Here is a 20450-nt window from a genome sequence, read left to right as displayed (position 1 = left end):
TTTCTCCGGGACGGTCGGCAGCACGATCGGTCAGCAGCCGTACCGCGACGGGCTGGTCGTCCGCGAGGAGCAGGAGCCCTTCTGGGGCTGGACCCCGGACGGCGGTTACCTCGAGCTCCGCGCCCGGGGCGTCGTCTCGCCTCGCTCGATGGTCGCCCTGTGGATGGTCGGACTGGAGGACCGCCCGGAGCGCTGCGCCGAGATCTGCGTGACCGAGATGTTCGGCAACGCGATCGTGCCCGGCAAGTCGACCGCCGTCGGGATGGGCCTGCACCCGTTCCGCGACCCTGCGGTGAAGGAGAACTTCAAGGCCGTTCGGCTGCCCATCGACATCACCGACTTCCACCTGTACGGCGTGGAGTGGTCCGCCGAGCGCGCCGACTTCTTCGTCGACGGCCACCTGATCCGCAGTTGTCCACAGCCGCCGGCGTATCCGCTGCAGCTGATGGTCGCGGCCTTCGACTTCCCGGACGGGTCGATCGGCGAACCGCCGACTCCGGAGTTCGTCATCGACTACATCCGCGGCTACCGCTGAAATCCAACAAGCCGACACCACTCACTCTGCTGCGGCTTCGATCTCCGGCCTGGCGCGGTCGGACCGGGGAATTGCCAAGTGGGAAAGGAGTTCCAGCTTCTCGTGCGACGGCGAGCCGACTTCCGCGTGGTAGGTGATCAGCATCTGGCCGGGTGCTCCCGGCAGGGCGAGCTTCTCGTAGTGGAGGTCGAGCTCCCCCACCTGCGGGTGGTTCAGGCGGGTGCGGCCGCTCGTCTTCTGGCGGACGTCTTGCCGGGCCCACAACGTCCGGAAGCGGTCGCTGTGCAGGCTGAGCTCGCCGATCAACTCCATCACCCGCGGGTCGTCCATCACCGGCACGATCACCGACCGCAGGTACGCAACGGCCTTCGCGGTCATCTCGTCCCAGTCCCGGTAGAGCTCCCGCATCTCCGGCTCGAGAAAGGCCGCCCGCAAGATGTTCACGCCCGGCGCGAAAAAGGGGCTGAGGGCAATGGCCATGGAGTTCGCCGCGAGCGTGGTCATGTACCGCCCATGCACCAGCGCAGGTGTCGTCGGCCAACTGTCGATCAGCCCACTGACCCCGGCGCTCACATGCTCGGGGCGTGACGGACGACGGCGGGCAGGCTTCGCCGGATTCGCCAGCTTCTTCAGGTAGATCTCGGCGTCGTTGTCGAGTTGGAGCGCACGAGCCAGGCTCTCGAGCACCTGCTCCGACGGATGCTGGTCCCGCCCCTGCTCCAGTCGCAGGTAGTACTCGACGCTGATCCCAGCCAGCAGCGCGACCTCCTCGCGCCGCAACCCCGGTACGCGTCGGCGGCTGCCGCTCGGAAGGCCGACGTCCTCCGGGCGCAGCCGTTCGCGACGTACCTTCAGGTACTCGCCGAGGTTGCTCACGCTTCCAGAGTAGAGGCGCCGCGCGGGCTCATCCTGTCCCTGCCGGTACCAGTGTCGACAGAGCCTTCTTACGGATCCGCACGGCACGCACCCTCGAAGCATGACCCCCTTTGGATTCACCTCAACCGCGAGCGAAGTACTGGCCGGCGTAGAGCTGGCCGGCCAACGCGCACTTGTCACCGGAGCCACGTCCGGCGTCGGCGTCGAGACTGCTCGCGCCCTGGCCGCGGCGGGTGCCGAGGTCGTGCTCGGAGTACGGAACGTTGACGCGGGCAAGCAAACGGCCACGGCGATCGGCAACGAGAACGTCTCCGTGGCGCGACTCGACCTGGCCGACCTGGCCTCCGTCCGATCCTTCGTCGCCGACTGGGACGGCCCGCTCCACATGCTCGTCAACAACGCCGGAATCATGGCCGTCCCGGAGCTCACCCGGACGCCGGAAGGCCACGAACTCCAGTTCGCGGTCAACTTCCTGGGCCACTTCGCCCTCACCGTCGGCCTGCACGACGCGCTCGCCGCGGCCGGAGGCGCCCGGATCGTCTCGCTCAGCTCGAACGCGCACCAGTTCGGGCCGCCGGTCTTCGACGATCTCGACTGGATCTACCGGCCGTACCACCCGATCGGCGCGTACGCCGATTCGAAGACGGCCACCGCGCTCCTGGCGGTCGAGGCGACTCGGCGCTGGTCCGATGAGGGCATCTTCGCCAACGCCGTACACCCCGGCGCGATCGCCACCAACCTGCAGCAGCACACCGGCGGCCTCCGTACTCCGGTCGAGCGCCGCAAGACCGTCGAGCAGGGTGCGGCGACCTCCGTCCTGGCCGCAGCCTCCCCACTGCTCGACGGGATCGGCGGCCGCTACTTCGAGGACTGCAACGAGGCAGAGGTGCTGACCGGAGCCCCCGTGATGTTCGGCGGTGGCGTCGCTCCCTTCGCCCTCGACCCAGCCAACGCCGTACGGCTCTGGGATCTCGCCACCGGGTTCATCAGCTGACGGACTTGCTATGGTTCCGCTGTGAGCACGCGTCTGAGCAGCTGGTGGCCCGCCGACTAGGCGGCCCCTGCTCCTGCGCTCACGCGAATCAACCGGCCGCCTCGACGAGGCGGCCGTTGCTTTCGCACCACCCTCGTCGGGGCCCAGCACTCCGAGGATGACCCATGGAAACAACAGTCCGTACTGCGGATCGCACCTGGTCCGGGATCATCTCCGCCCTGCTGAATGGGCACAACCTCTCGGCTGACGACGCCTGGTGGGCCATGGACGAGGTGGTCGGCGGTACGGCGACCTCCGCGCAGGTGTCGGGATTCCTGGTCGCCCTGCGGGCCAAGGGCGAGACGCCGGAGGAGATCGCGGGACTCGCCGAGGCCCTTCGCCGGCACGCGACACCCATCGCCATCCCAGGTCCGTTCGTCGACATCGTGGGGACGGGTGGCGACGGGACTGGCGCGGTGAACATCTCCACGATGGCCGCGATCGTGGCAGCTTCCACCGGTGTCACGGTGGTGAAGCACGGAGGCCGGGCCGCCTCGTCGACGACCGGCGGCTCGGCCGACCTGGTGGAACACCTCGGCATCCCGCTCGACCTCACTCCCTCGGCAGTACTACGAGCCGTCGCCGCGGCGGGGATCACCTATCTGTTCGCGCCGAGGTTCAACCCGGGCCTGCGGCACGTGGCCGCAGTACGGCGTGAACTGGCCGTGCCGACGGCGTTCAACGTGCTCGGCCCGTTGATCAACCCGGCGGATCCGCGACACCAGTTGGTGGGAGTCGCCGACGCGCGGATGCAGCCGGTGATCGCGTCCGTCCTCGCCGCGCGAGGTGGTTCCGCCTTGGTTGTCCGGGGTGAGGACGGCCTCGACAAGCTGACCACTACTACATCTTCACGAGTGTGGGTGGTTCGCGGCGGCACTACCTCTGAGGTGCTGGTTGATCCGCGCGAGCTGGGGATCCCCCTGTGCTCGTCGTCCGACCTGCGGGGTGGTGATGCCGCGACCAATGCGAGGATCGCCCGGTCGGTGCTTGAAGGAGAGCCCGGGCCGGTGCGGGACGTAGTACTGCTTAATGCAGCTGCGGCTGTAGCAACCGTCGGACTGACTGGTGAGCCGCTGGTTGAGCAGTTGGCCGGTTGGCTGGAGCGATGTGTCCATGCGGTCGACAGTGGCCTGGCAGCCGCCACACTGGAGCGGTGGATCAAGGCGTAGAGCTGTTGGAGGCGGCGCGAGGTGGAGACGAGGCCGCCTTCGGGGAGCTGGTTGGACCGCTGCAGGGCGAGTTGCACGCGCACTGCTACCGGATGCTCGGGTCCGACCACGACGCCGAGGACTGTGTGCAGGAGACCTTGGTCCGCGCGTGGAGCAACCTCGCGAGATTCGAGGGGACTTCGCTGCGGCCGTGGCTCTACAAGATCGCCACGAACCGCTGCCTGACGCTGATCGAGCGCAAGGGTCACCGGGAGCTCCCGACCGACCTGAGTGCTCCCCAGACGGAGACAGTATGGCTGGAGCCGTACCCGGAGCAGCGGTTGGCCTGGACTGCGCAGTTGAGTCCGGAGGCTCGGGTGCTTGCGCTGGAGAGTGTCGAGCTCGCGTTCGTCGCCTCGCTGCAGCACTTGTCGGCGCTGCAGCGCGCAGTACTGCTACTACGCGACGTACTGGCGTTCGCGGCGGCTGAGGTAGCTGACCTGCTCGACACCACCGTGGCTGCGGTGAACAGTGCGCTGCAGCGTGCCCGCAAGGTCGTGTCCGGCGCACTGCCCGACTCCACTCAGCAGGTGACGTTGGAAAAGCTCGGTGAGGCGGAGCAGCGCGACCTGGCTCGGCGGTACATCACTGCCTGGGAGGCCGGGGACATCGAGGCGATCGTGGAACTGCTGACGGACGACGCGAAGTACTCGATGCCGCCGTTGCCGCTGTGGTTCGAGGGGCACGACGGGATCCGCGGGTTCCTGGTGGACGGGCCTCTGCAGGACCGCTGGCGGTTCTTGCCGGCGCGGGCGAACGGGCAGCTCGCGTTCGGCACCTACCTGTGGGCGGACGGGCGGTACGTGCCGGCCGGGCTCGACCTGATCAGGCTGCGCGGCTCGTCGATCGCCGAGGTGGTCTCGTTCCTGGAGGCGGACTTCCCTTCCTTCGGGCTGCCGTCGTCGCTGGCGGAATGAGTTTCGTGCGCGGCGATGAGTTTCGGCGCCGAGCCGGGTTCTAGTGGTGACAGAGCATTTCACCGCTGGAAGGAACTGGCTGATGAGCAACGACGAGCAGGAGATCCGGGCACTGATCGAGCGCTGGGCCGCTGCGGTCCACGAGGGCGATCTGGAGACCGTGCTGCAGGACCACTCCGGCGACATCGTGATGTTCGACGTACCACCGCCGTACGACGGGGTCCGGGGACTCGACGCGTACCGCGAGACCTGGCCCGGGTTCTTCGAGTGGCAGGCGTCAGGGGCGATCTTCGAGCTCGTCTCGCTGGACGTGACCGCCGGCGTGGACGTCGCCTTCGCCCACGCGTTGCTGAAGTGCGGTCTACGGGAGGAGTTCGAGGAGGGGTCGCCGAACCGGCTGCGGTTGACGCTCGGTCTGCGCAAGGAGGACGGCCGCTGGGTGGTGACCCACGAGCACCACTCGTTCCCCTCCGCCGAGACGCCGCCCGCGGTCGCGGAGTCCGAAGTACGGGACGTGCATGACCGGTGGTCGGAACAGACCGCTGCCAAGGATCTCGACGGACTGATGGACGCGATCGCGGACGACGTCGTGTCCTACGAATACGCCGGTCCGCTGCAGTACGAGGGGAAGGACGCGGTCCGGGAGATCTGCGCTGCCGGGCTCGAGACCGGCGGCAAGGTGGAGATGAGCGTTCCTGAGCTGACCGTCAAGGCCCGGGACGATCTCGCAGTGGCTTGGGGGCTGACGCGGATCGTGGTCGACGGCTCGGAGGAGAACTGGTCGCGGGCGACGCGGGTGTTCCAGCGAGAGCCCGACGGCTGGAAGATGATCCATCAGCACTTGTCCCTGCCTGCTTCCTGACCAACGCTGCCTCGTTCTGTCCGAGGCGTGGTGTTTGATGGGCCGCCAAGGAGGTCCTGATGGCATCCATATCCTCAGAGCGCTTGCTGGCCGCGGTCGGTGAGCAGCTCGGCCCCGGTACTGCGCCCGGCGCGGTGCTGGCCGTGAGCGACAACGGTGAGGTGCTGCTGGAGGCGGTCGGGGACGCGTCGCTCAAGGGCGAGCCGATGACCACCGACGCGGTGTTCCGGATCAGCTCGATGACCAAGCCGCTCGTGGCTGTGCTGACGCTGATGCTCGCGGACGAGGGCGTCCTTGCCTTGAACGATCCGGTCGACCGATGGCTGCCCGAGCTGGCCGACCGCCGGGTACTGCGCCGGCTCGATGGGCCGGTGGACGAGACGGTGCCGGCCGAGCGCGCGATCACCGTCGAGGACTTGCTGACGATACGGATGGGCTTCGGATTCGCGTTCGAGGTGGAGTCGTGCCCGGTCGCGGAAGCCGCCGATGCCCTTGGTCTCGGGATGGGGCCGCCCCTGCCGTCCGCTGTCGCCGTCGGACCCGACGAATGGATCGCGCGATTCGGTGAGCTCCCGTTGATGGAACACCCTGGGTCGGCTTGGCGCTACGACCTCGCGTACGCCGTACTCGGGGTGCTGCTGGCTCGGGTCGGGGAGCAGCCGCTGGGCGAACTCCTGGCGGACCGGGTGCTGTCGCCGCTGGGGATGGGCGAGACCGGGTTCGCAGTACCGGATCAGGCGCGGTTAGTGCCTTGTTATACGCAGGACGGGTCGGGCGGGCTGGCGGTGTTTGACCCTGCGAAGGGCAGCGACTGGTCCACGGCCCCTCTCTTCCCGCACGCCGGCGGCGGCCTGGTGTCGACGGCCTCGGATTACCTACGCTTCGCCGAGTTCATGCTGGCCGGCGGGGTGCACGAGGGGAACCGGCTGCTCTCCGCTCAGGCGTTCCAGGCGATGACCACGGATCAGCTCACACCTGCCCAGCACAGCGGAAGCTCAGCCGAAGTCTTCCTCGACGGCGCCGGCTGGGGCTACGGAGTACAGGTGTCCCCCACCCGCTACGGCTGGGGCGGCGGCCTCGGCACGACCTGGTTCAACTACCCCGACCGCCACACAGCCGCCATTCTCTTAACCCAGTGCCTCCCGCCACCTGAGCCCTTGCTCAACGCCTTCTGGACTTCACTCGACAGCTGAAACCCCGCGCTTGCCAGTGTCAGGCTCGGCCTGGTACTCCGTGTCGGTGACGTGGTCGCCCCAGTCGGACTCGGCGGCGCCGGCACCGGGTCCCTCCCACAACGCGATGTGCGTCATGAAGTGCTCAGGCGCTGCGCCGTGCCAGTGCCATTCACCCGGCGGGGTGTAGATGACGTCGCCCGGGCGGATCTCGATCAGCTTGCCCCCACGGGACTGCACGCGCCCGACTCCCTCGGTGACGTAGAGAGTCTGGCCCATCGTGTGACGGTGCCACGCAGTACGAGCTCCAGGGCTGAAGCGCACAGTGTTGGCCCGTAGCCGGGAAGGTTCTTCGCCCTTCGCGACGACGTCGAACCAGACATCTCCGGTGAACATCTCGGCCGGCCCTTTGGTGGTCGGTTGCTTGGCCAACAGCTCCACGTCTTGCCTTTCGGTAGGTCTTCAGCGGCACCTCGCCGCTCACACCCACCACGCTAGGCCGACTCTGGAACGTCAGGGAGTTCCTGCCGTTACCCCCTTACAGAGCACAGATTTCAGAGCAGCAGCGCGATGCCGGCGGCGATTAGCCACAAGGACCAGGCGATGTACACGATGGGCGTGAGGGTGCCTGCGAGCTTCCAGCCGGCCTGTTCGAACGGGCCGACGAACTCGAGCGAGCACAGAGCGAGAAGTACGCCGATGACGATGCCGGGGATCCCGAGCCAGCCGGGCGCGACCGTCGACTGGGTCAGCGCGACGCCGACAAGGACGGTCCAGGCGCCGGTCAACAGGTAGCCAAGGTGCTCCCCGACTGCGACGCCGAGGTAGCGGTTGAAGGACTGGAACACGATGTCGACCGCTTCGCGCCGAGCAGGATCGGCATCGGGCTCGGCAGAAACGCGTGCCAGGTAGGGGACGAGGAACGGCCAGCGAATCAGGCCGAGAAACTGCACGACCGCGGCCAGTACTCCGATGGTGGCGCCGACGGAGCGCAGGTTGTCGTTGGCGCCATCGAGTGTGCGGCCAAGAAGAACAGCAAGGGGTGCGAGGGCCACGGCGGTCATCGCGAAGGCCCACCACAGCAAGACCAGGGACGATCCGCCACTGCGGAAGCGGTCGAGGACCTCACGGGTCGGGCGGCGCAGTATGTCGGGGTACTCGAACTTCGCGGCCAGTGCAGCGAAGGCGGCGTTGAAGGCCAGCGGCAGGGCTACCAGCGTCACGCCGGTCACCGTGGCGCTGCTCATCGGTGGGCTTCAGCGACCGGCGACGTGGCGGGGACGACCTTCGCGGGAGTTTCGACAGCCAGGAACCACCGCATTCCCAGACCGGTCAGTACGGTCACCACGAGCGCGCCGCTCGAGCCGAAGATGATGAAGCCGCTCTCGGCGTCGACGATGACGTTGGCCGTAGTCAGCCAGCCCAGCCCCCAGGCGATGCTCACCAATGCACTCCACGCGATCCCGGCCCGAAGACTGCGTGCGAGCAGGGTGGCTTGGGCCACGCCCACTGCGGCTCCGGCGACGAGGCCGGTGAGTACGAGCGACTTCACGTCAGTGTCTGCGCCGGTCAGAACGGCGGCGGCCGCACCGCCGACCGTCATGCCGAGCGCCGTGTAGATCACCCAGCGGAGATCAGCCCCGCGCGAGCGCAGTACGAGCCACTGCGCGACACCGATGGCCAGGCCGGCGATCAAGCCGGCGAGCGCCGCGGTACCGGGGCCGCGGACGGATCCGACGGCCTGGGCAGCGAGCCAGCCGCCGACGGGGAAACCGAGGAAGGTGGGAAGCCAGCGAACGATCATCAGATGCTCCAAAAGTTTGTGTACTTTGTACGCTTGAGAGATAACGTACGCTGTACACATGGAGCCGTCAACCCCCCAGACCACGTCACTTGCGCCGCAGCAACGCCAGCGCAGGCCGCGCGGGTCCCTGACCCCCGACCGCATCGTCGAGGCTGCCGAGCGCGTAGCGACCACTGAAGGCTTCGAGGCGCTCACCGTCCGCGCCGTGGCCGCCGAGCTGGAGTCGTCCGCGATGGCGCTCTACCGGCACTTCGCCACCAAGGAACTGCTGGTCGACGCACTCCTGGACACAGTCCTCGGCCGCTTCGAATGCGCGCCGCCCACCGACGACTGGCTCGAGGACCTGCGAACCTTCGCCCGCTCACACCGCCGGCTCCTGGCGATGCACCCATGGGCCGTCGCACCTCTGTTCAGCCACCCTAGCCCGGGCTTGAACGCAGTACGGATCGGCGAAGAAGCGCTGCGCATCCTCGCCCGCGGAGGCATCACCGACGACGCCGCCGTCGCCACTTTCAGCGGCATCATCGCCCTGAACTACGGCTGGTCCGCCTTCACCGTCGCCCGCGACGACTCCGCCGAACCAACCCTCCCTGCCGCCTTGGCAGCCCTCCCCGCCGACCAGTTCCCCCTGACGATCAGCGTCGCCACCTCAATGGGCAACTACGGGAGCGACGCCCACTACAACCTCGTCCTCAAGCACCTGCTGACCGGCGTAAAGGCCACCGCCCCCCAGCTGTAGGGCTGTATCAGCGTGACGTGGTGACTACTCCGCCAGGTGAAGAGTCAGTGAGCTGGTGGGGAAGCAGGTAGATCGAGATGGTGGGGGATGGCTCGCGCCGGGTGGCCGAGCCCCAAACCCTGTTCTGGGGCATGGGAGCGGGGACGATCGCAGTTGGCCTGATCACGATCGTGCGGGGCGTTCGCCGCGTCCTCGACACCATGGAGCTGCCGAACCAGTTCGCCGGTAGCGCTCCGGAGGCCAGCGCCGACGCCACCAGCACTGTTGTCTGGGGAGCGGTCATCGTCACGGTAGGCGCGTATCTGTGGCGCGCGGGGAGGCGGCGTGGCTTCCACGATCGGGCTGGACGGGTTCTGATCATCGTCGGCTATGTGCTGATCGGCATCGCGCTGAACGAGTCGGCCCACCTCATGGCCGGGATCTGGACGGTCACGACCGAAGCAGAGAATCAGGCGCTGACTGCCAGTATCACCGCGACCTTCCTGGGCTGGGGCGTACCGGGCGCGGCGCTCGTCTTCGTCGGGTGTTCCCCCCGGCTGGCCGACGAGGAGATCCTGATGAAGGCCAACGTCAGCAGCAATTCATAGGGCGACAGAGGTCGCCGCAGGGGTTCAGATGCAGGCCGGGACTCCACCTCGTACGCCGGTGTTGAACGACGAGGTCCTCTCCTCGGCGCTGCCGTGGTCGCTCTCCTTGGTCCAGGGGTAGTCGTCCGCGACGGCGGCCAGCGTGTTGGCGAGTTCCTCGCTGTCGCCGGGCTCGAACGCGATCACCCCCTCATCAGCTGCCCCTTGCAGCGCGGCCCCTGCCAGGCAGTCTGCCTGGAGTTCTGCCGCGACCGAGACCAGGTCGTTGTCCAGCCTCGCCTGGATCGCATGGCCCCACTCGTGCGCGATGATCAGGTAGACCCACGCATCGCCGATCTGGCTGTAGCCGGCCGCCATCAGGTCCTCGTCCCACGCCAGGAAGTCGCCGGGCTGGCAGTAGAAGGCGTTGAACGGCACAGAGGGCTCGCCCCCACAGGACGGTCCGTTCGTGCCGATGTATGGCCCGGCGACGCGGGGACTTCGGTACGGCTCCCCGAACAGCTCGGCGAAGTGACGACGCCAGAACCCGTCCACCGCTTTGACGGCGGTCTGTTCGTCTTCCTCTATCGCCTCGCGATCGACCGCGGCCTCGGCCGTCTGTGTTGATTGCGCCGTTGGGGTGGTCTCGGCTGCCGACCCGTCAGGTGGAGCCGAGGACGTAGTACATCCGCCGGCGAAGACGGCCACGGCCATCGCGATCGCCGGCCACCCGAGCGCAGTTCGTTTGAGCACGATCTCAAGCTACGGACGAGTCCGTCGGTGCGCTTCACCCTGCGCGGACGAGAAGCTGCGCGAACCGAAACCCGGGCCGGCGCCAGTGGTCGCTCGGTGTATCAGCGGGCGCCCCGGACTTCTCCGCAAGATGAGCGGCCGCATGCGGCAAGCGCGGTGAGGGGGAGATCGAGGATGGGCAGCTACGGGCTCACCGAGGGCATCGAGCGCGTCGACGCCCTCACGGCACCTTCGATCGAGAACGTCAGGACGACTTTTGCTGCTCTGAACCGCACGGTCGACACGGTCAGTGCGGAGTGCCGGGCCGTCTCCGAGACCCTGGAGGCCGTCGGCGCAGCCCTCCAGGTGATCACGCAGGGCGGTGGAGGACTGGGGCAGCAGTGGGGCGGATTCGGCATGATCGGTTTGCCGATCATGGGCGCCATGCGCGCCGTTCAGGGCGTCACCAGCCAGTACGTCAAGCAGCAGACCGGGATCCCGCTCAGCACGTGGACGGATCTCGTCGCCAGTTCGTCGGCCCAGTTCGAGGCGTACCTATCCCAACTGGACACCGTTGCTGCGCTCGCCCAGCGGTACCACCCCCCGGCGGAGAGCGAGCTGGACCTGGAGGCGGCGCGGGAGGACCAGGAACTCCTCGTGGACATCCGCTGGCGAACTCAGGCCTGGAAGCAGATCTTGAGCCGTGTGGCGCAGTTGGGCCGGCTCGTGGACGCCATCCTGAAAGCGAACCTCGCTGGCGAGCCAGGACCGGCCGAGGCCGATGGTTCGGACCGGTCGTCTGGCCTCTCAGGTTCATTGCAGAAACGGTTCAAGGAGGTGCAGACCCGGACCGTTGAGAAGTCGGGTGACCTGCGCGCATGGGTGCTTCAGCCCTTTGTCGAGGTCCGGGACAGGGTCAAGCAGTTGCCTGGACTGACCGAGCAGTTGTCCCGGCAGGTCGCGTTGCTGGAGGTGCTGCTCGATCTCGAGGTCGCCGAGATCCGCGCCTGCCTGGGTGAGATCTCGCCCACCGAGGCCAGGATCGTCGGCATCAGGGTGGCGGCCGGCGTGGCCCTGCCCGAACTTGGGGAGCGGCTCGCAGCCGCTAGGCAGCACGCGCGGGACCACGAGGCCTACCTTGATCGACTCGACGGCGCTCGCAACGCCGGTGATGTGGATGCCCGGGTCTACTCGATCCTCTTCGAGGAGTACCGGAACGGCCTGGCGAGCAGCCGGTCCCGTCTTGCCGAGCTCGAGGCCGAAGCGGACGTGTGGCGGCGAGATGGCCAAGCAGTGCTCGACGCCTGCGCCGATTGGATGACGCTGGAGCTGGACGTCCTCGCTGCGCGGACACTGACTGAGCGGGCAGACGCAGCCACCGATCGTCGCGCTCTCCTGCAGCGCGAGCGGGACCGTTTGGACGAGGCCAGAAGCGTCCTGGCCTCCCTTTAGCGCCACCAGATCGGACCCGAACCAGCGGGTGACGGCGGCCACCACCCGGGCCCACTGGACCCGGGTGATCGGACAGCAGCTACCGCGTCAACGTGATCTCATTCGACCTCTGGGTCGTACATGAACTTGCGGACGTCTTGCGCACAGCGGCAGGCGGCCGCGTTCTTGGCGGCCCACTCCAGGGCGGCCTCCCGGGTGGGTACGTCGACGATCATCACGCCACCGATGAGCTCCTTGCTCTCCGGGTACGGGCCGTCGGTGACCACCCCGTCGACGGCCACCACGGCGGCCTCCACGTCGTCGTCCTCGTAGTCCAGCCCGCCAGCGAAGACGAACACGCCGGCGTCCTTGGCCTCCTGCTCCACCGCGTGGGAGGCCTTGCCCACCTCGGGCCAGTCCTCCTCGGCGAAGTGGTCCATCGCGCCCTTCTCGAACGAGATCAGGTACCGCGGCATCTCATCACTCCTTGTCCCGGCGGCCTTCCTCCGGCCGCCTCTCACCCCTGCTACGAACGCCTCGCTCCGGATCCGACAGGCTAGCGGCAGAAAGTGAGGATCGGTGCCCTTTGACGCCGAGCCTGGATCGATTGCCATGGATGTTGGACAACCACTACGTTCCTGCCACTGACGTTGGACCGAGAGGGCCGGAGACAAGGTTGGGGTACCGGCTCTTGCGCTCGACGCGACATTCACGACGCAGGGACGGCGGCAGAACATGGACAACGGCACCCGCGAAGAGCTGCTCAGTCGCCTGGCCGAGGCGGTCGGATCCGTCACGACGGCACACCCGACGCGGGTCGCCGTCGACGGACCGCCTGCCGCCGGCAAGACCACGCTGGCTGACGAGCTCGCCGTCGTACTGCGCGCGCAGGGCCGCCAAGTCATCCGCGCGACGATCGAAGACTTCCTCACCCCCCGGTCACAGCGCTATCGGCGCGGCGAGGACTCTGCCGAAGGCTGCTATCACGACAGCTTCGACTTCGACGCGCTGCACCGGGTCCTGCTCGATCCGCTGGGCCCGGGCGGAAACCGAAGGTTCCAGCAGGCGGTCTACGACAAAGTCACGGATACCGCACTGTCCCGGCCGGTCACGACGGCACCCACCGACGCCGTGCTGCTCTTCGACGGCGTGTTCCTCCTGCGCCCGGAACTGATCGACCGGTGGGACCTGCGCATCTTCGTGTCCACCGCGTTCGAGAGGACCCTGGATCGCGCCCGGACCCGAGACCAAAGCCCCGTCAGATCCGCCACCGAGGTCGAGCGACGCTACCGCAGCCGCTACATACCCTCCCAACAGTTCTACTTCGACACAGCCCGCCCGACCGACCACGCCGACATCATCGTGCACAACGACGACCCCCAACAGCCGACCTGGGAGGCCCGGACACCCTGATCGGATGACGAACGGTCCAGGTTCGTAGTCACGGGACCCCGCCGGACTAGCAGCAGGAAAGTAGCGTGGGCGCGCTCAGCAGGTCGGAGGCCATTTTCGGCACTGATTACGCGGAGGGTGTGGGATTCGAACCCACGATGACGGTCACCCGCCATACCGGTTTTCAAGACCAGCGCACTCGGCCACTATGCGAACCCTCCAGGCGGACCGTCGGGAAACCGAGCGGGCTGCCGATCGTCGAGGATAGCGCTCCTGGTCGGTGGGGGTGGACGCGACCTTGCTGCTGAGGGCAGAAATGGGTGCCGGCGGGGTGGTCGCGGCCGGTAAGGTCTGGGCCGAGATGGAGCGGAGCAACCGCCCGTCCCGCATCGAAGGCAGGAGGTGGGAGCGATGTCCAGGTCATCGGAGGACATGGCCCGCACCGTCCGGTCGGCGCACTGATCAGCATCCGCTGAGGCAGGGCTTCTGACCGGGCGACCCGGTGACGTCGAGTGGCGTCGCCTGTCCAGCCTGCCGTCAGTCCTCTGGAGCGTCGATGCGTCCTTCTCTTCTCCCACCCGAGCTCGGGCGGGACTTCCGCAAGATCTGGCCCGCCGCGGCCATCTCGAACCTCGGCGACGGCGCCATGCTCGCCGCCGGACCGCTGCTGGTCGCCTCCATCAGCGATGAACCCGCCGCCGTTGGTGCGGCCGCCTTCATCCAGCAACTCCCCTGGCTGCTGTTCGCGTTGTTCAGCGGCGCCCTCGCCGATCGGCTCGACCGCCGCCTGATGGTGGTTGCCGCCGACACCTTTCGCGCCTTGGTACTGGGCGCGCTCGGGTTCGCAGTACTGCTTGATGCTTCTCCGTTGTGGGCTGTGTATGCCGTCTTGTTCCTGATGGGCACCGCCGAGACGTTGGCCGACAATGCATCCGGCGCGTTGCTCGTCAGCGCTGTTCCCAAGGCGCACCTCGGGATGGCGAACGCCCGGCTCTACCTGACCGGCACCATCGGCAACCAGCTGGTCGGTCCGGCGATCGGAGCCCTGCTGTTCGCCGTGGCTGCCGGCGTCCCGTTCCTCCTCAACGCGGTCACCTTCGCGGCCGCCGCGGCGCTGATGTCCCGGGTCAGCGTCCGCCCGCCTGTCTCGGACGGAACAGCCCGTACTGCGCTGTGGCTCGACGTACGCGAGGGGGTTCACTGGCTGTGGAACCACGCGGGGGTGCGGACGTTGGCGCTGGCGATCCTCGTCATGAACATCACCTTCATGGCGGCCTTCGCGACGTGGGTGTTGTACGCCAAGCAACGGCTCGGGCTCAGCGACACGCAGTACGGGTTGCTGATCTCCGGGACCTCGATCGGCGCGCTCGCCGGGATGCCGGTGTACCACTTCCTCGAGCCGCGGGTGGGCAGCCTGACCCTGCTGCGCGCCGGGCTTGTCATCGAGACAACCGTTCACCTGATCCTCGCGCTGACCCGGAATCCGTGGGTGGCCGGCGTGACGATGACAGTATTCGGAGTACACGCCGTGGTGTGGGGGATCGTGTCGACGACTGCTCGGCAACTCGCGACTCCGGACGCGCTGATGGGCCGGGTGAACAGCGTGTACGCACTGGCGGCCGTGGGTGGTGCCGCGGTCGGGGCGCTGCTGGGCGGCGTGCTGGCTCAGAATTTCGGGTTGGTGGCGCCGTTCCTGGTCGCGTTCGTGGGGATGGTGGTGACGACCGCGGTCGCCTGGCGGCCGTTGCGGCACGTGTCGGTGCGGGAGGCGGCGCCGCAGGGGTGAAATAGAGTGGAGGCTTCCGGACGGCCCTTGTTACTCTCGTCGGCCGGAAGCCCCCAACTGTGAGCAGGTTGTCACTTCCATGCCTACAGCCACGTCTTTCGGACTGCCGAATGTCCGCGGTCGATCGCCACTGCTGTTCGGTCTGGCGATCGACTCCTTCGGCGGTGGTTGCGCCGGGCCGCTGCTGCTGCTCTTCTTCGTCCGGGTCGCGGAGATCCCGCTGGGTACGGCCGGGCTGATGCTGACGGTGGCGACCATGTTCTCGATCGCGGCACCGGCCGCTGTCGGGGTGGTGATCGACCGGGTCGGGCCGCGGAACCTGGTGATCGGTGCCCAGTTCGCGCAGGGTCTGGCCTTCGTCGGGTTCTTCTTCGGGCGGTCGTTGTGGCTGCTCTTCCTCTGCGCGCTGGTGACGACGACCGGGCAGCGGGTGTTCTGGTCGGCGATCTTCAGCCTGCTGTCGGACATCTCGGATCCCGGCGACCGGGATCGCTGGTTCGGCCTCGCCGGGATGATGCAGGCCGGTGGGTTCGGGCTCGGCGCGCTGACGGCCGGAATACTGCTCAGCATCGGCGGCGACGGGCCGTTCCTGGTCGCGATGGCGGTGAATGCCGTCACCTTCTTCGTTGCGGGCTTCCTACTGACGCGGCTGCACGCCTCGCACGAGGCCCGGGCGGCTGCGGCGGCCGACAGCGGGCCTGCGCCGTTGCTGCGGAAGGACAAAGCATTCCTGGTACTGATCGGCGCGAACACCGTGCTCGCGTTGTGCACGATGCTGATGGGCGTCGCGCTGCCGGTCTACGTGTCCGAGGCACTGCCTGCGCCTAAGTGGATCGTGGGCGTGCTGCTGGCGGCGGTGTCTGTGGTGCTAGCTACTGGGCAGACGTTGGTGGTGCGGCATACGGAGCGGCGGCGGCGTACGAAGGTGCTTGTACTGGCCGGGGTGCTGTGGGCGGTCTGGGGCTTGCTGATGGCCGGGTTGCTGCATGTTCCGACTGAGCTGGTGGTGCCTGGGTTGATTCTGGCGACGGTGGTCTTCGCTGCGGCGGATGTGTTGCATGCGGCGACGGGCAACGCGCTGGCTGCGGCGGTAGCTCCTAGCAACGGGCACGGGAAGTATCTGTCGTACTGGCAGTACTCGTTCACGTTCGCGAGCGTGCTGGTGCCGGCGTTCTTCGCGCAGTTGTTCGAGGTACAGCACGAGTTTCCGTGGCTGGCGATCTCGGTACTCGCCTTCCTGGCCGCTGCGACGATCGTCGGGTTGGAGCGGGTGCTTCCCAACGCTGCCGTGCGTCGTCCGGACTGACCTTGCTTGTCGCTGCAAGGCCTTATTTGTAAGGACTTTGGTGGGTTGACGTCGGCGGCTCGCTGACGTGTCAGCCATGCTTGCGCTGTTCGAACGGATGTTCTAATGTCCTCTTTGTAGCTCGCGGTTCTCCACCTGCCATGTCAGACCTTCGTTCGAACGGCCGAACCTCCCACCTTCGATGTGGACGGCCGGGATCGGGCGATGGCCGCCCGGGCAGTGAGGGCCCGGGCTGTGGAGAACCCGCCCGACGAAAAGCACAACTGAGACAGGATGGCTGAGGTGATGTCCGACGAGAGGATTTCCTGATGCTGCTCGAACACCGCGGCCGGCAACCGGTCGTCCCTGAGTCCGCGTACGTCGCGCCCTCGGCCGTGCTCTGCGGAGCCGTCGTGCTGGGCGAAGGCAGCCGGGTGCTGCACGGCGCAGTACTGACCGCGGAGAACGGCGAGGTCCGCCTCGGGGTCAACAGCGTCGTAATGGAGAACGCCCTGGTCCGCGGCCGGGCGGATCATCCCGCGCTGATCGGCGACTCGGTACTGGTCGGTCCGCACGCCCACGTGAATGGCGCCACGGTCGAAGATGAAGTCTTCATCGCCACGGGCGCCTCCCTCTTCCCGGGTTCAGTGGCCGGCGCAGGTGCCGAGCTCCGCATCAACAGCGTCCTCCACGTCAACTCCCACTTGGCTCCCGGCACGGTCCTGCCGATCGGCTGGATCGCCGCTGGCAACCCTGCCCAGCTCTTCTCGCCAGACCGCCACGACGACCTCTGGCAGGTTCAACGCGACCTGGACTTCCCCGGCACCGTCTACGGCGTCCCCCGAGGCACGCCCATGTCCGAAATCATGTCCCGCCAATCCGAGTACTACGGCGCCCACACGTCCGACCGCCAACTTCCCACCCCGGAGTAGGCGTACCTCGGCGCGGCGGACCGCCACCACTCAGCAGCCTCGCCGATAGTTCACCGGCCCGGCGTCGCCAGCGTCGCCAGGCGGCGCGCCGGGGAGTCGGACGTGGTTGGTGAGTGCTGGCGGTCCGGCCCGTCCACTCGCCAGCCCCGGTCCAGGTGTCTCCTCGACCGTGCGTCTGCGGCGGGTCCGAACCCTGCCGGGACCTCGGATAAGAAGTGGGGACCTTTAACTAGGAATAGCGTGTCCGCGGTCCCGCTTAGGTGTCCGCAGTCCCGGTTTGGAGTCCCGTGCGGGTCATCCCATCCCGGCGACAGCCTCATCCCTCGGTCAGGCGTGGGCCGGACTCTCCAGTCTTCGGCCGCCTGTCAGGGGTGGGTGGCTAGGGGAGTTTGATGGGGGTGGTGAGGGTGAAGATTCGGGCTTGGCCGGGGGCGGTGGCGGCGCAGGTCAAGGCGGCGTTGATGGTTGTTTGGTGGGAGGTGACTTCTACCTCGAGCGGGTGACCCTCGTTGTCCAGGTTGACCTGCCAGTGGGTTGGGGCCAGTTGGTGGACGGCTAGGGGGTGGAGGGCGTCTACGGAGAGGGAGAGGCCTGCTTCGCGGGCGAAGTGTTGGGCTGCTTGGACGGGTGGGGGTACTGCGGCCGAGCCTCGGTAGTAGGCGGGGACGATCAAGCCCTTGTTGTATTCGGCTGCCAAGGTGGCGGCATGGGTTGCAGGGACGTGGCCGTAGAACAGGCTGTGGGGGAGGAAGACCAGGTTGGCGGCGAAGCGGTCGCCGCCTACGTGACTGCACTCCCAGGTCTCGTCCGGGTAGGTGGCTGAGAGGGCTGCTGCCGCGGGGCGGCCGCGGATGGCGCAGCAGGCGTCGTGGCGGCCGTGGGTGCAGACGAGGTAAATGGGTTCGGTGCTGGGGGTTCCTGGGTCGGCGCCGGAGAGGACGTTCAGCAGGTGGTCGTCGTTGGGGAGGTCGCCCCAGCGGATCGACTCGTGGCCCGGACGGCTGTCGACCATCGCCCACCGGCGGGGAACTGTGCGGTCGGTGCGGCCGTAGCGCCGGATCAGAGCAGGTCGGCATCGCTGAGCAACACACAGGCGAGTGACCTCGGCGGCCAGGTCGAGGCCGGTGGTCGGGTCGGCGGGTCGGAGGGCGTTGAGGGCTTGGCGGGGCCAGGGGGTGCGGGACTCGATCAGGAGCCAGCGCTCCGCCGGCGGGGCTGAGGCGACCAGAGAGTCACCGCGGAGTTCGGCGGACGCGGCGCACCTCAGCACCTCGGACGGCGAAACCGATTCAGGCGAGCGCGGTCCAACTGGAGAAGGGTCGGATCGCGACTCCGAGGCCGGCGACTGCGGGTCGGGTGGAGAGGGCTCGGGCCGCGAGTCCGGGCTGGTGGGTCGCGGGTTGGGTGGGGAGGGGTGGGTCACGGAGTGCTCGCGACGAGCACTGCTTCGGTCATCAGGCGACGGACCACCACCAGCTGGTCGGCCTCGTCGAGCCCGGGCAACTCTCCGACCTTGAGCTCGTCCCCTGAGAGCAATCGCGTCAGCGCGTCATACGTTGCTGCAGGCAACGAGATCGTCCGGTCCGGGAGCTGCAGCCGGACCGGATCACCCGCGACCAGGCGATACCGAAGACCGGCGCGCAGGCGTACCGCAGTACCGGGAGCGAGGGCGGCGATCGCTGCGGCGTGGGCGAGCGGCGGCAGTGGTGCGGGTCGGTTGCCGGACCAGGTACGGCGGCGGAGCCGTGCGGCGAGTTCGTCCGCCGAAGCAGTCTGGATCTTCTCGGCGAAGAGCGACGACACCTTCCCCAGCACCTTGGCGACCTGCGCCGGATCGCCAGGGTCGAACCCGAGCGGCAAGGCAGTCCGCAGCTCGGCCTCCTCGGCGGCGAGGTTGGCCAGCTCCTGCACGAGGAGGTACCGCGTCATCGTGTGCAGGCCGACCGTCAGGTGTGCACTGACTCCACCCAGCGCCTTGGCCGAGTGCAGGAAGCCGCGCGGCACGTACAGCGCATCACCCGGGCGCAGTACGGCATCAATCACCGGCGCCTTGTCCCGAGCAGCTGCGGCAACAGCCGACGAGTGGTCCGCCCACGGCTGGTTGCGGAGCGGATCCACATGCACGGGTTCGTGCACCGTCCAGTGCTTCTCGCCCGCTACCTGCAGCACGAAGACGTCGTGTACGTCGTAGTGCGCGGAGAACCCCTGCGACTCCGCCGGCGTGATGTACGCGTTGACCTGCACCGGGTGCCCGGCCTCGGACGACAACTGCGTGGCGAAGTCGACCAGTGGCGGCCAGGTGCGGTGGAGCGCCTGCAGTACGACGGTGTGCCCGCCGGCGAACAGTGCAGCCACCTTGTCGTCTCGGACCTGGTCCGCGATCTCGGCGCCCACTCCGCCGGCCCCGGTGAACTGCCCGTCCCCGACGACCGCCCCGTTCTTGGCAATCCGCAGGAACGGCGTACGGAGTCCGCGCTGGGACAGCAACTCGTCAGCGGCCTGCAGACTGAATAGGTCGTCGAAGCGACCCGCTAGCTCCTCGGCAGGTGACAGCAGAGCCTGGGACCCCCAGTACGAGCTGCTGAACTCGCCGAGGTCAGCCGCGATGCAGCGCCGGAGCGCGGGGCGATCGGAAGCCGAGCGACCGGAGGTGGGGCGATCGGAAGCCGGGTGCCCGTCCGGCGGCGGCCCGGCTTCCGGCACGGGAATCATCAACTCCCGGAGGTTCCGCCGGCGCCACCGTCCGCCCCGCCGTCAGTGGCTCCCGGAGAAGCTCCACCGTCGGCAGGTCCTTCGGCACCGCTGTCGGCTCCTCCGTCGGCACCGCCATCGCTGACACCTGGCGAGGCGCCACCGTCCGCGGGTCCTTCGGCGCCACCGTCCGCGCCGCCGTCAGTCGCGCCGGGTGAGGCGCCACCATCCGCGGGACCCTCCGCACCACTGTCGGCGCCACCGTCCGCGCCGCCGTCGGCACCACCGTCGGTCGCACCGCTCACAGCGCCACCGTCCGCGGGTCCTTCACCGGCGCCGCCGTCCGCACCTCCATCGGCGCCCCCGTCGTGCGCACCGGGTGTCGCGCCACCGTCGGCAAGGCCTTCGCCTCCGCCGGACGAGGTTGTCATGTCGTCGTCGTTGATGCCCATGATGCTGCTCCCTTCGGGATTGCCTGGAGTACCTGAG

General features: G+C 68.1%; 22 protein-coding genes and 1 tRNA gene. 13 read left to right on the top strand and 10 right to left on the bottom strand.

The genetic code is table 11. The features are described 5' to 3' along the window. Positions 1-148 precede the first annotated feature (148 nt). Positions 149-535 (top strand): glycoside hydrolase family 16 protein, encoded by a 387-nt coding sequence (locus ACFPJ1_RS07450; RefSeq protein WP_380102318.1) that lies wholly within the window; start codon positions 149-151, stop codon positions 533-535. A gap of 21 nt (positions 536-556) precedes the next feature. Here the strand turns inward: ACFPJ1_RS07450 and ACFPJ1_RS07445 are convergent, their stop codons facing one another. After that, positions 557-1411: a helix-turn-helix transcriptional regulator gene (locus tag ACFPJ1_RS07445; protein ID WP_380102316.1), complete on the bottom strand. Its 855-nt coding sequence runs from the start codon at positions 1409-1411 to the stop codon at positions 557-559. A 100-nt stretch (positions 1412-1511) separates the two neighbouring features. Between ACFPJ1_RS07445 and ACFPJ1_RS07440 the strand changes: the two genes are divergently transcribed. The 5 genes from ACFPJ1_RS07440 (at position 1512) to ACFPJ1_RS07420 (ending at position 6624) form a co-directional block, all read left to right on the top strand. Next, complete coding sequence (locus ACFPJ1_RS07440) at positions 1512-2405, top strand: SDR family NAD(P)-dependent oxidoreductase (protein WP_380102315.1); 894 nt, start codon at positions 1512-1514, stop codon at positions 2403-2405. A gap of 164 nt (positions 2406-2569) precedes the next feature. Continuing rightward, a complete protein-coding gene (trpD, locus tag ACFPJ1_RS07435) occupies positions 2570-3613 on the top strand; it encodes an anthranilate phosphoribosyltransferase (protein ID WP_380102313.1) in 1044 nt (347 codons plus the stop codon). Then, entirely contained in the window at positions 3598-4569 is a 972-nt protein-coding gene (locus tag ACFPJ1_RS07430; RefSeq protein ID WP_380102312.1) for a sigma-70 family RNA polymerase sigma factor, read from the top strand. The genes trpD and ACFPJ1_RS07430 overlap by 16 nt, the downstream gene beginning before the upstream one ends. A gap of 82 nt (positions 4570-4651) precedes the next feature. Beyond that, the gene (locus ACFPJ1_RS07425) at positions 4652-5431 is read left to right on the top strand and encodes a YybH family protein (RefSeq protein WP_380102310.1); all 780 of its coding nucleotides are present in this window, start codon (positions 4652-4654) and stop codon (positions 5429-5431) included. Between the two features lie 59 nt (positions 5432-5490). Next, a complete protein-coding gene (locus ACFPJ1_RS07420; RefSeq protein ID WP_380102309.1) occupies positions 5491-6624 on the top strand; it encodes a serine hydrolase domain-containing protein in 1134 nt (377 codons plus the stop codon). Here ACFPJ1_RS07420 and ACFPJ1_RS07415 read toward each other — a convergent pair. From ACFPJ1_RS07415 to ACFPJ1_RS07405, 3 genes are all read right to left on the bottom strand, one after another. Beyond that, positions 6610-7044: a (R)-mandelonitrile lyase gene (locus ACFPJ1_RS07415; protein ID WP_380102307.1), complete on the bottom strand. Its 435-nt coding sequence runs from the start codon at positions 7042-7044 to the stop codon at positions 6610-6612. The two genes, ACFPJ1_RS07420 and ACFPJ1_RS07415, sit on opposite strands and share 15 nt — an antisense overlap. 113 nt (positions 7045-7157) lie before the next feature. Continuing rightward, on the bottom strand, positions 7158-7850 hold the full coding sequence (locus ACFPJ1_RS07410; protein ID WP_380102305.1) for a DUF4386 domain-containing protein: 693 nt from the start codon (positions 7848-7850) through the stop codon (positions 7158-7160). Beyond that, positions 7847-8407 (bottom strand): hypothetical protein, encoded by a 561-nt coding sequence (locus tag ACFPJ1_RS07405; protein WP_380102304.1) that lies wholly within the window; start codon positions 8405-8407, stop codon positions 7847-7849. The genes ACFPJ1_RS07410 and ACFPJ1_RS07405 overlap by 4 nt, the downstream gene beginning before the upstream one ends. Positions 8408-8465: 58 nt before the next feature. On the opposite strand from ACFPJ1_RS07405, the gene ACFPJ1_RS07400 reads away from it, so the two are divergent. After that, positions 8466-9146: a TetR/AcrR family transcriptional regulator gene (locus ACFPJ1_RS07400; RefSeq protein WP_380102301.1), complete on the top strand. Its 681-nt coding sequence runs from the start codon at positions 8466-8468 to the stop codon at positions 9144-9146. 200 nt (positions 9147-9346) lie between these two features. Continuing rightward, a complete protein-coding gene (locus tag ACFPJ1_RS07395; protein WP_380102299.1) occupies positions 9347-9733 on the top strand; it encodes a hypothetical protein in 387 nt (128 codons plus the stop codon). Between the two features lie 24 nt (positions 9734-9757). Here the strand turns inward: ACFPJ1_RS07395 and ACFPJ1_RS07390 are convergent, their stop codons facing one another. Further along, entirely contained in the window at positions 9758-10465 is a 708-nt protein-coding gene (locus ACFPJ1_RS07390) for a neutral zinc metallopeptidase (protein WP_380102298.1), read from the bottom strand. 174 nt (positions 10466-10639) lie between these two features. Between ACFPJ1_RS07390 and ACFPJ1_RS07385 the strand changes: the two genes are divergently transcribed. After that, positions 10640-11896, top strand: a complete 1257-nt coding sequence (locus ACFPJ1_RS07385) for a hypothetical protein (protein WP_380102296.1) — start codon at positions 10640-10642, stop codon at positions 11894-11896. A gap of 98 nt (positions 11897-11994) precedes the next feature. On the opposite strand, the gene ACFPJ1_RS07380 is transcribed toward ACFPJ1_RS07385, so the two are convergent. Continuing rightward, the gene (locus tag ACFPJ1_RS07380) at positions 11995-12351 is read right to left on the bottom strand and encodes a YciI family protein (RefSeq protein WP_380102295.1); all 357 of its coding nucleotides are present in this window, start codon (positions 12349-12351) and stop codon (positions 11995-11997) included. 259 nt (positions 12352-12610) lie between these two features. Between ACFPJ1_RS07380 and ACFPJ1_RS07375 the strand changes: the two genes are divergently transcribed. Continuing rightward, complete coding sequence (locus ACFPJ1_RS07375) at positions 12611-13288, top strand: cytidylate kinase family protein (protein ID WP_380102294.1); 678 nt, start codon at positions 12611-12613, stop codon at positions 13286-13288. 111 nt (positions 13289-13399) lie between these two features. Here the strand turns inward: ACFPJ1_RS07375 and ACFPJ1_RS07370 are convergent. Continuing rightward, positions 13400-13488: transfer RNA gene (locus tag ACFPJ1_RS07370), tRNA-Ser, on the bottom strand. A 335-nt stretch (positions 13489-13823) separates the two neighbouring features. Between ACFPJ1_RS07370 and ACFPJ1_RS07365 the strand changes: the two genes are divergently transcribed. The 3 genes from ACFPJ1_RS07365 to ACFPJ1_RS07355 all read left to right on the top strand — a co-directional run bounded on the left by ACFPJ1_RS07365 (position 13824) and on the right by ACFPJ1_RS07355 (position 17270). Then, complete coding sequence (locus ACFPJ1_RS07365; protein ID WP_380102292.1) at positions 13824-15053, top strand: MFS transporter; 1230 nt, start codon at positions 13824-13826, stop codon at positions 15051-15053. 79 nt (positions 15054-15132) lie between these two features. Further along, positions 15133-16359: an MFS transporter gene (locus ACFPJ1_RS07360; RefSeq protein ID WP_380102290.1), complete on the top strand. Its 1227-nt coding sequence runs from the start codon at positions 15133-15135 to the stop codon at positions 16357-16359. A 308-nt stretch (positions 16360-16667) separates the two neighbouring features. Further along, entirely contained in the window at positions 16668-17270 is a 603-nt protein-coding gene (locus tag ACFPJ1_RS07355; protein ID WP_380102288.1) for a gamma carbonic anhydrase family protein, read from the top strand. Between the two features lie 379 nt (positions 17271-17649). Here ACFPJ1_RS07355 and ACFPJ1_RS07350 read toward each other — a convergent pair whose 3' ends face one another. The 3 genes from ACFPJ1_RS07350 to ACFPJ1_RS07340 form a co-directional block, all read right to left on the bottom strand. Next, positions 17650-18540: a sucrase ferredoxin gene (locus tag ACFPJ1_RS07350; protein WP_380102286.1), complete on the bottom strand. Its 891-nt coding sequence runs from the start codon at positions 18538-18540 to the stop codon at positions 17650-17652. 149 nt (positions 18541-18689) lie between these two features. Next, on the bottom strand, positions 18690-19982 hold the full coding sequence (locus ACFPJ1_RS07345; protein WP_380102285.1) for a cupin domain-containing protein: 1293 nt from the start codon (positions 19980-19982) through the stop codon (positions 18690-18692). Beyond that, on the bottom strand, positions 19982-20413 hold the full coding sequence (locus ACFPJ1_RS07340) for a BatC protein (protein ID WP_380102284.1): 432 nt from the start codon (positions 20411-20413) through the stop codon (positions 19982-19984). Before ACFPJ1_RS07340 ends, ACFPJ1_RS07345 begins: the two co-directional genes overlap by 1 nt. Between the last annotated feature and the right edge of the window lie 37 nt (positions 20414-20450).

Origin of the sequence: Kribbella qitaiheensis (genome assembly GCF_042657745.1) — a bacterium.
Classification (GTDB): domain Bacteria; phylum Actinomycetota; class Actinomycetes; order Propionibacteriales; family Kribbellaceae; genus Kribbella; species Kribbella qitaiheensis.
Note: the sequence above shows the minus strand (reverse complement) of the source record. Positions and strands in the feature narration are given on the sequence as shown.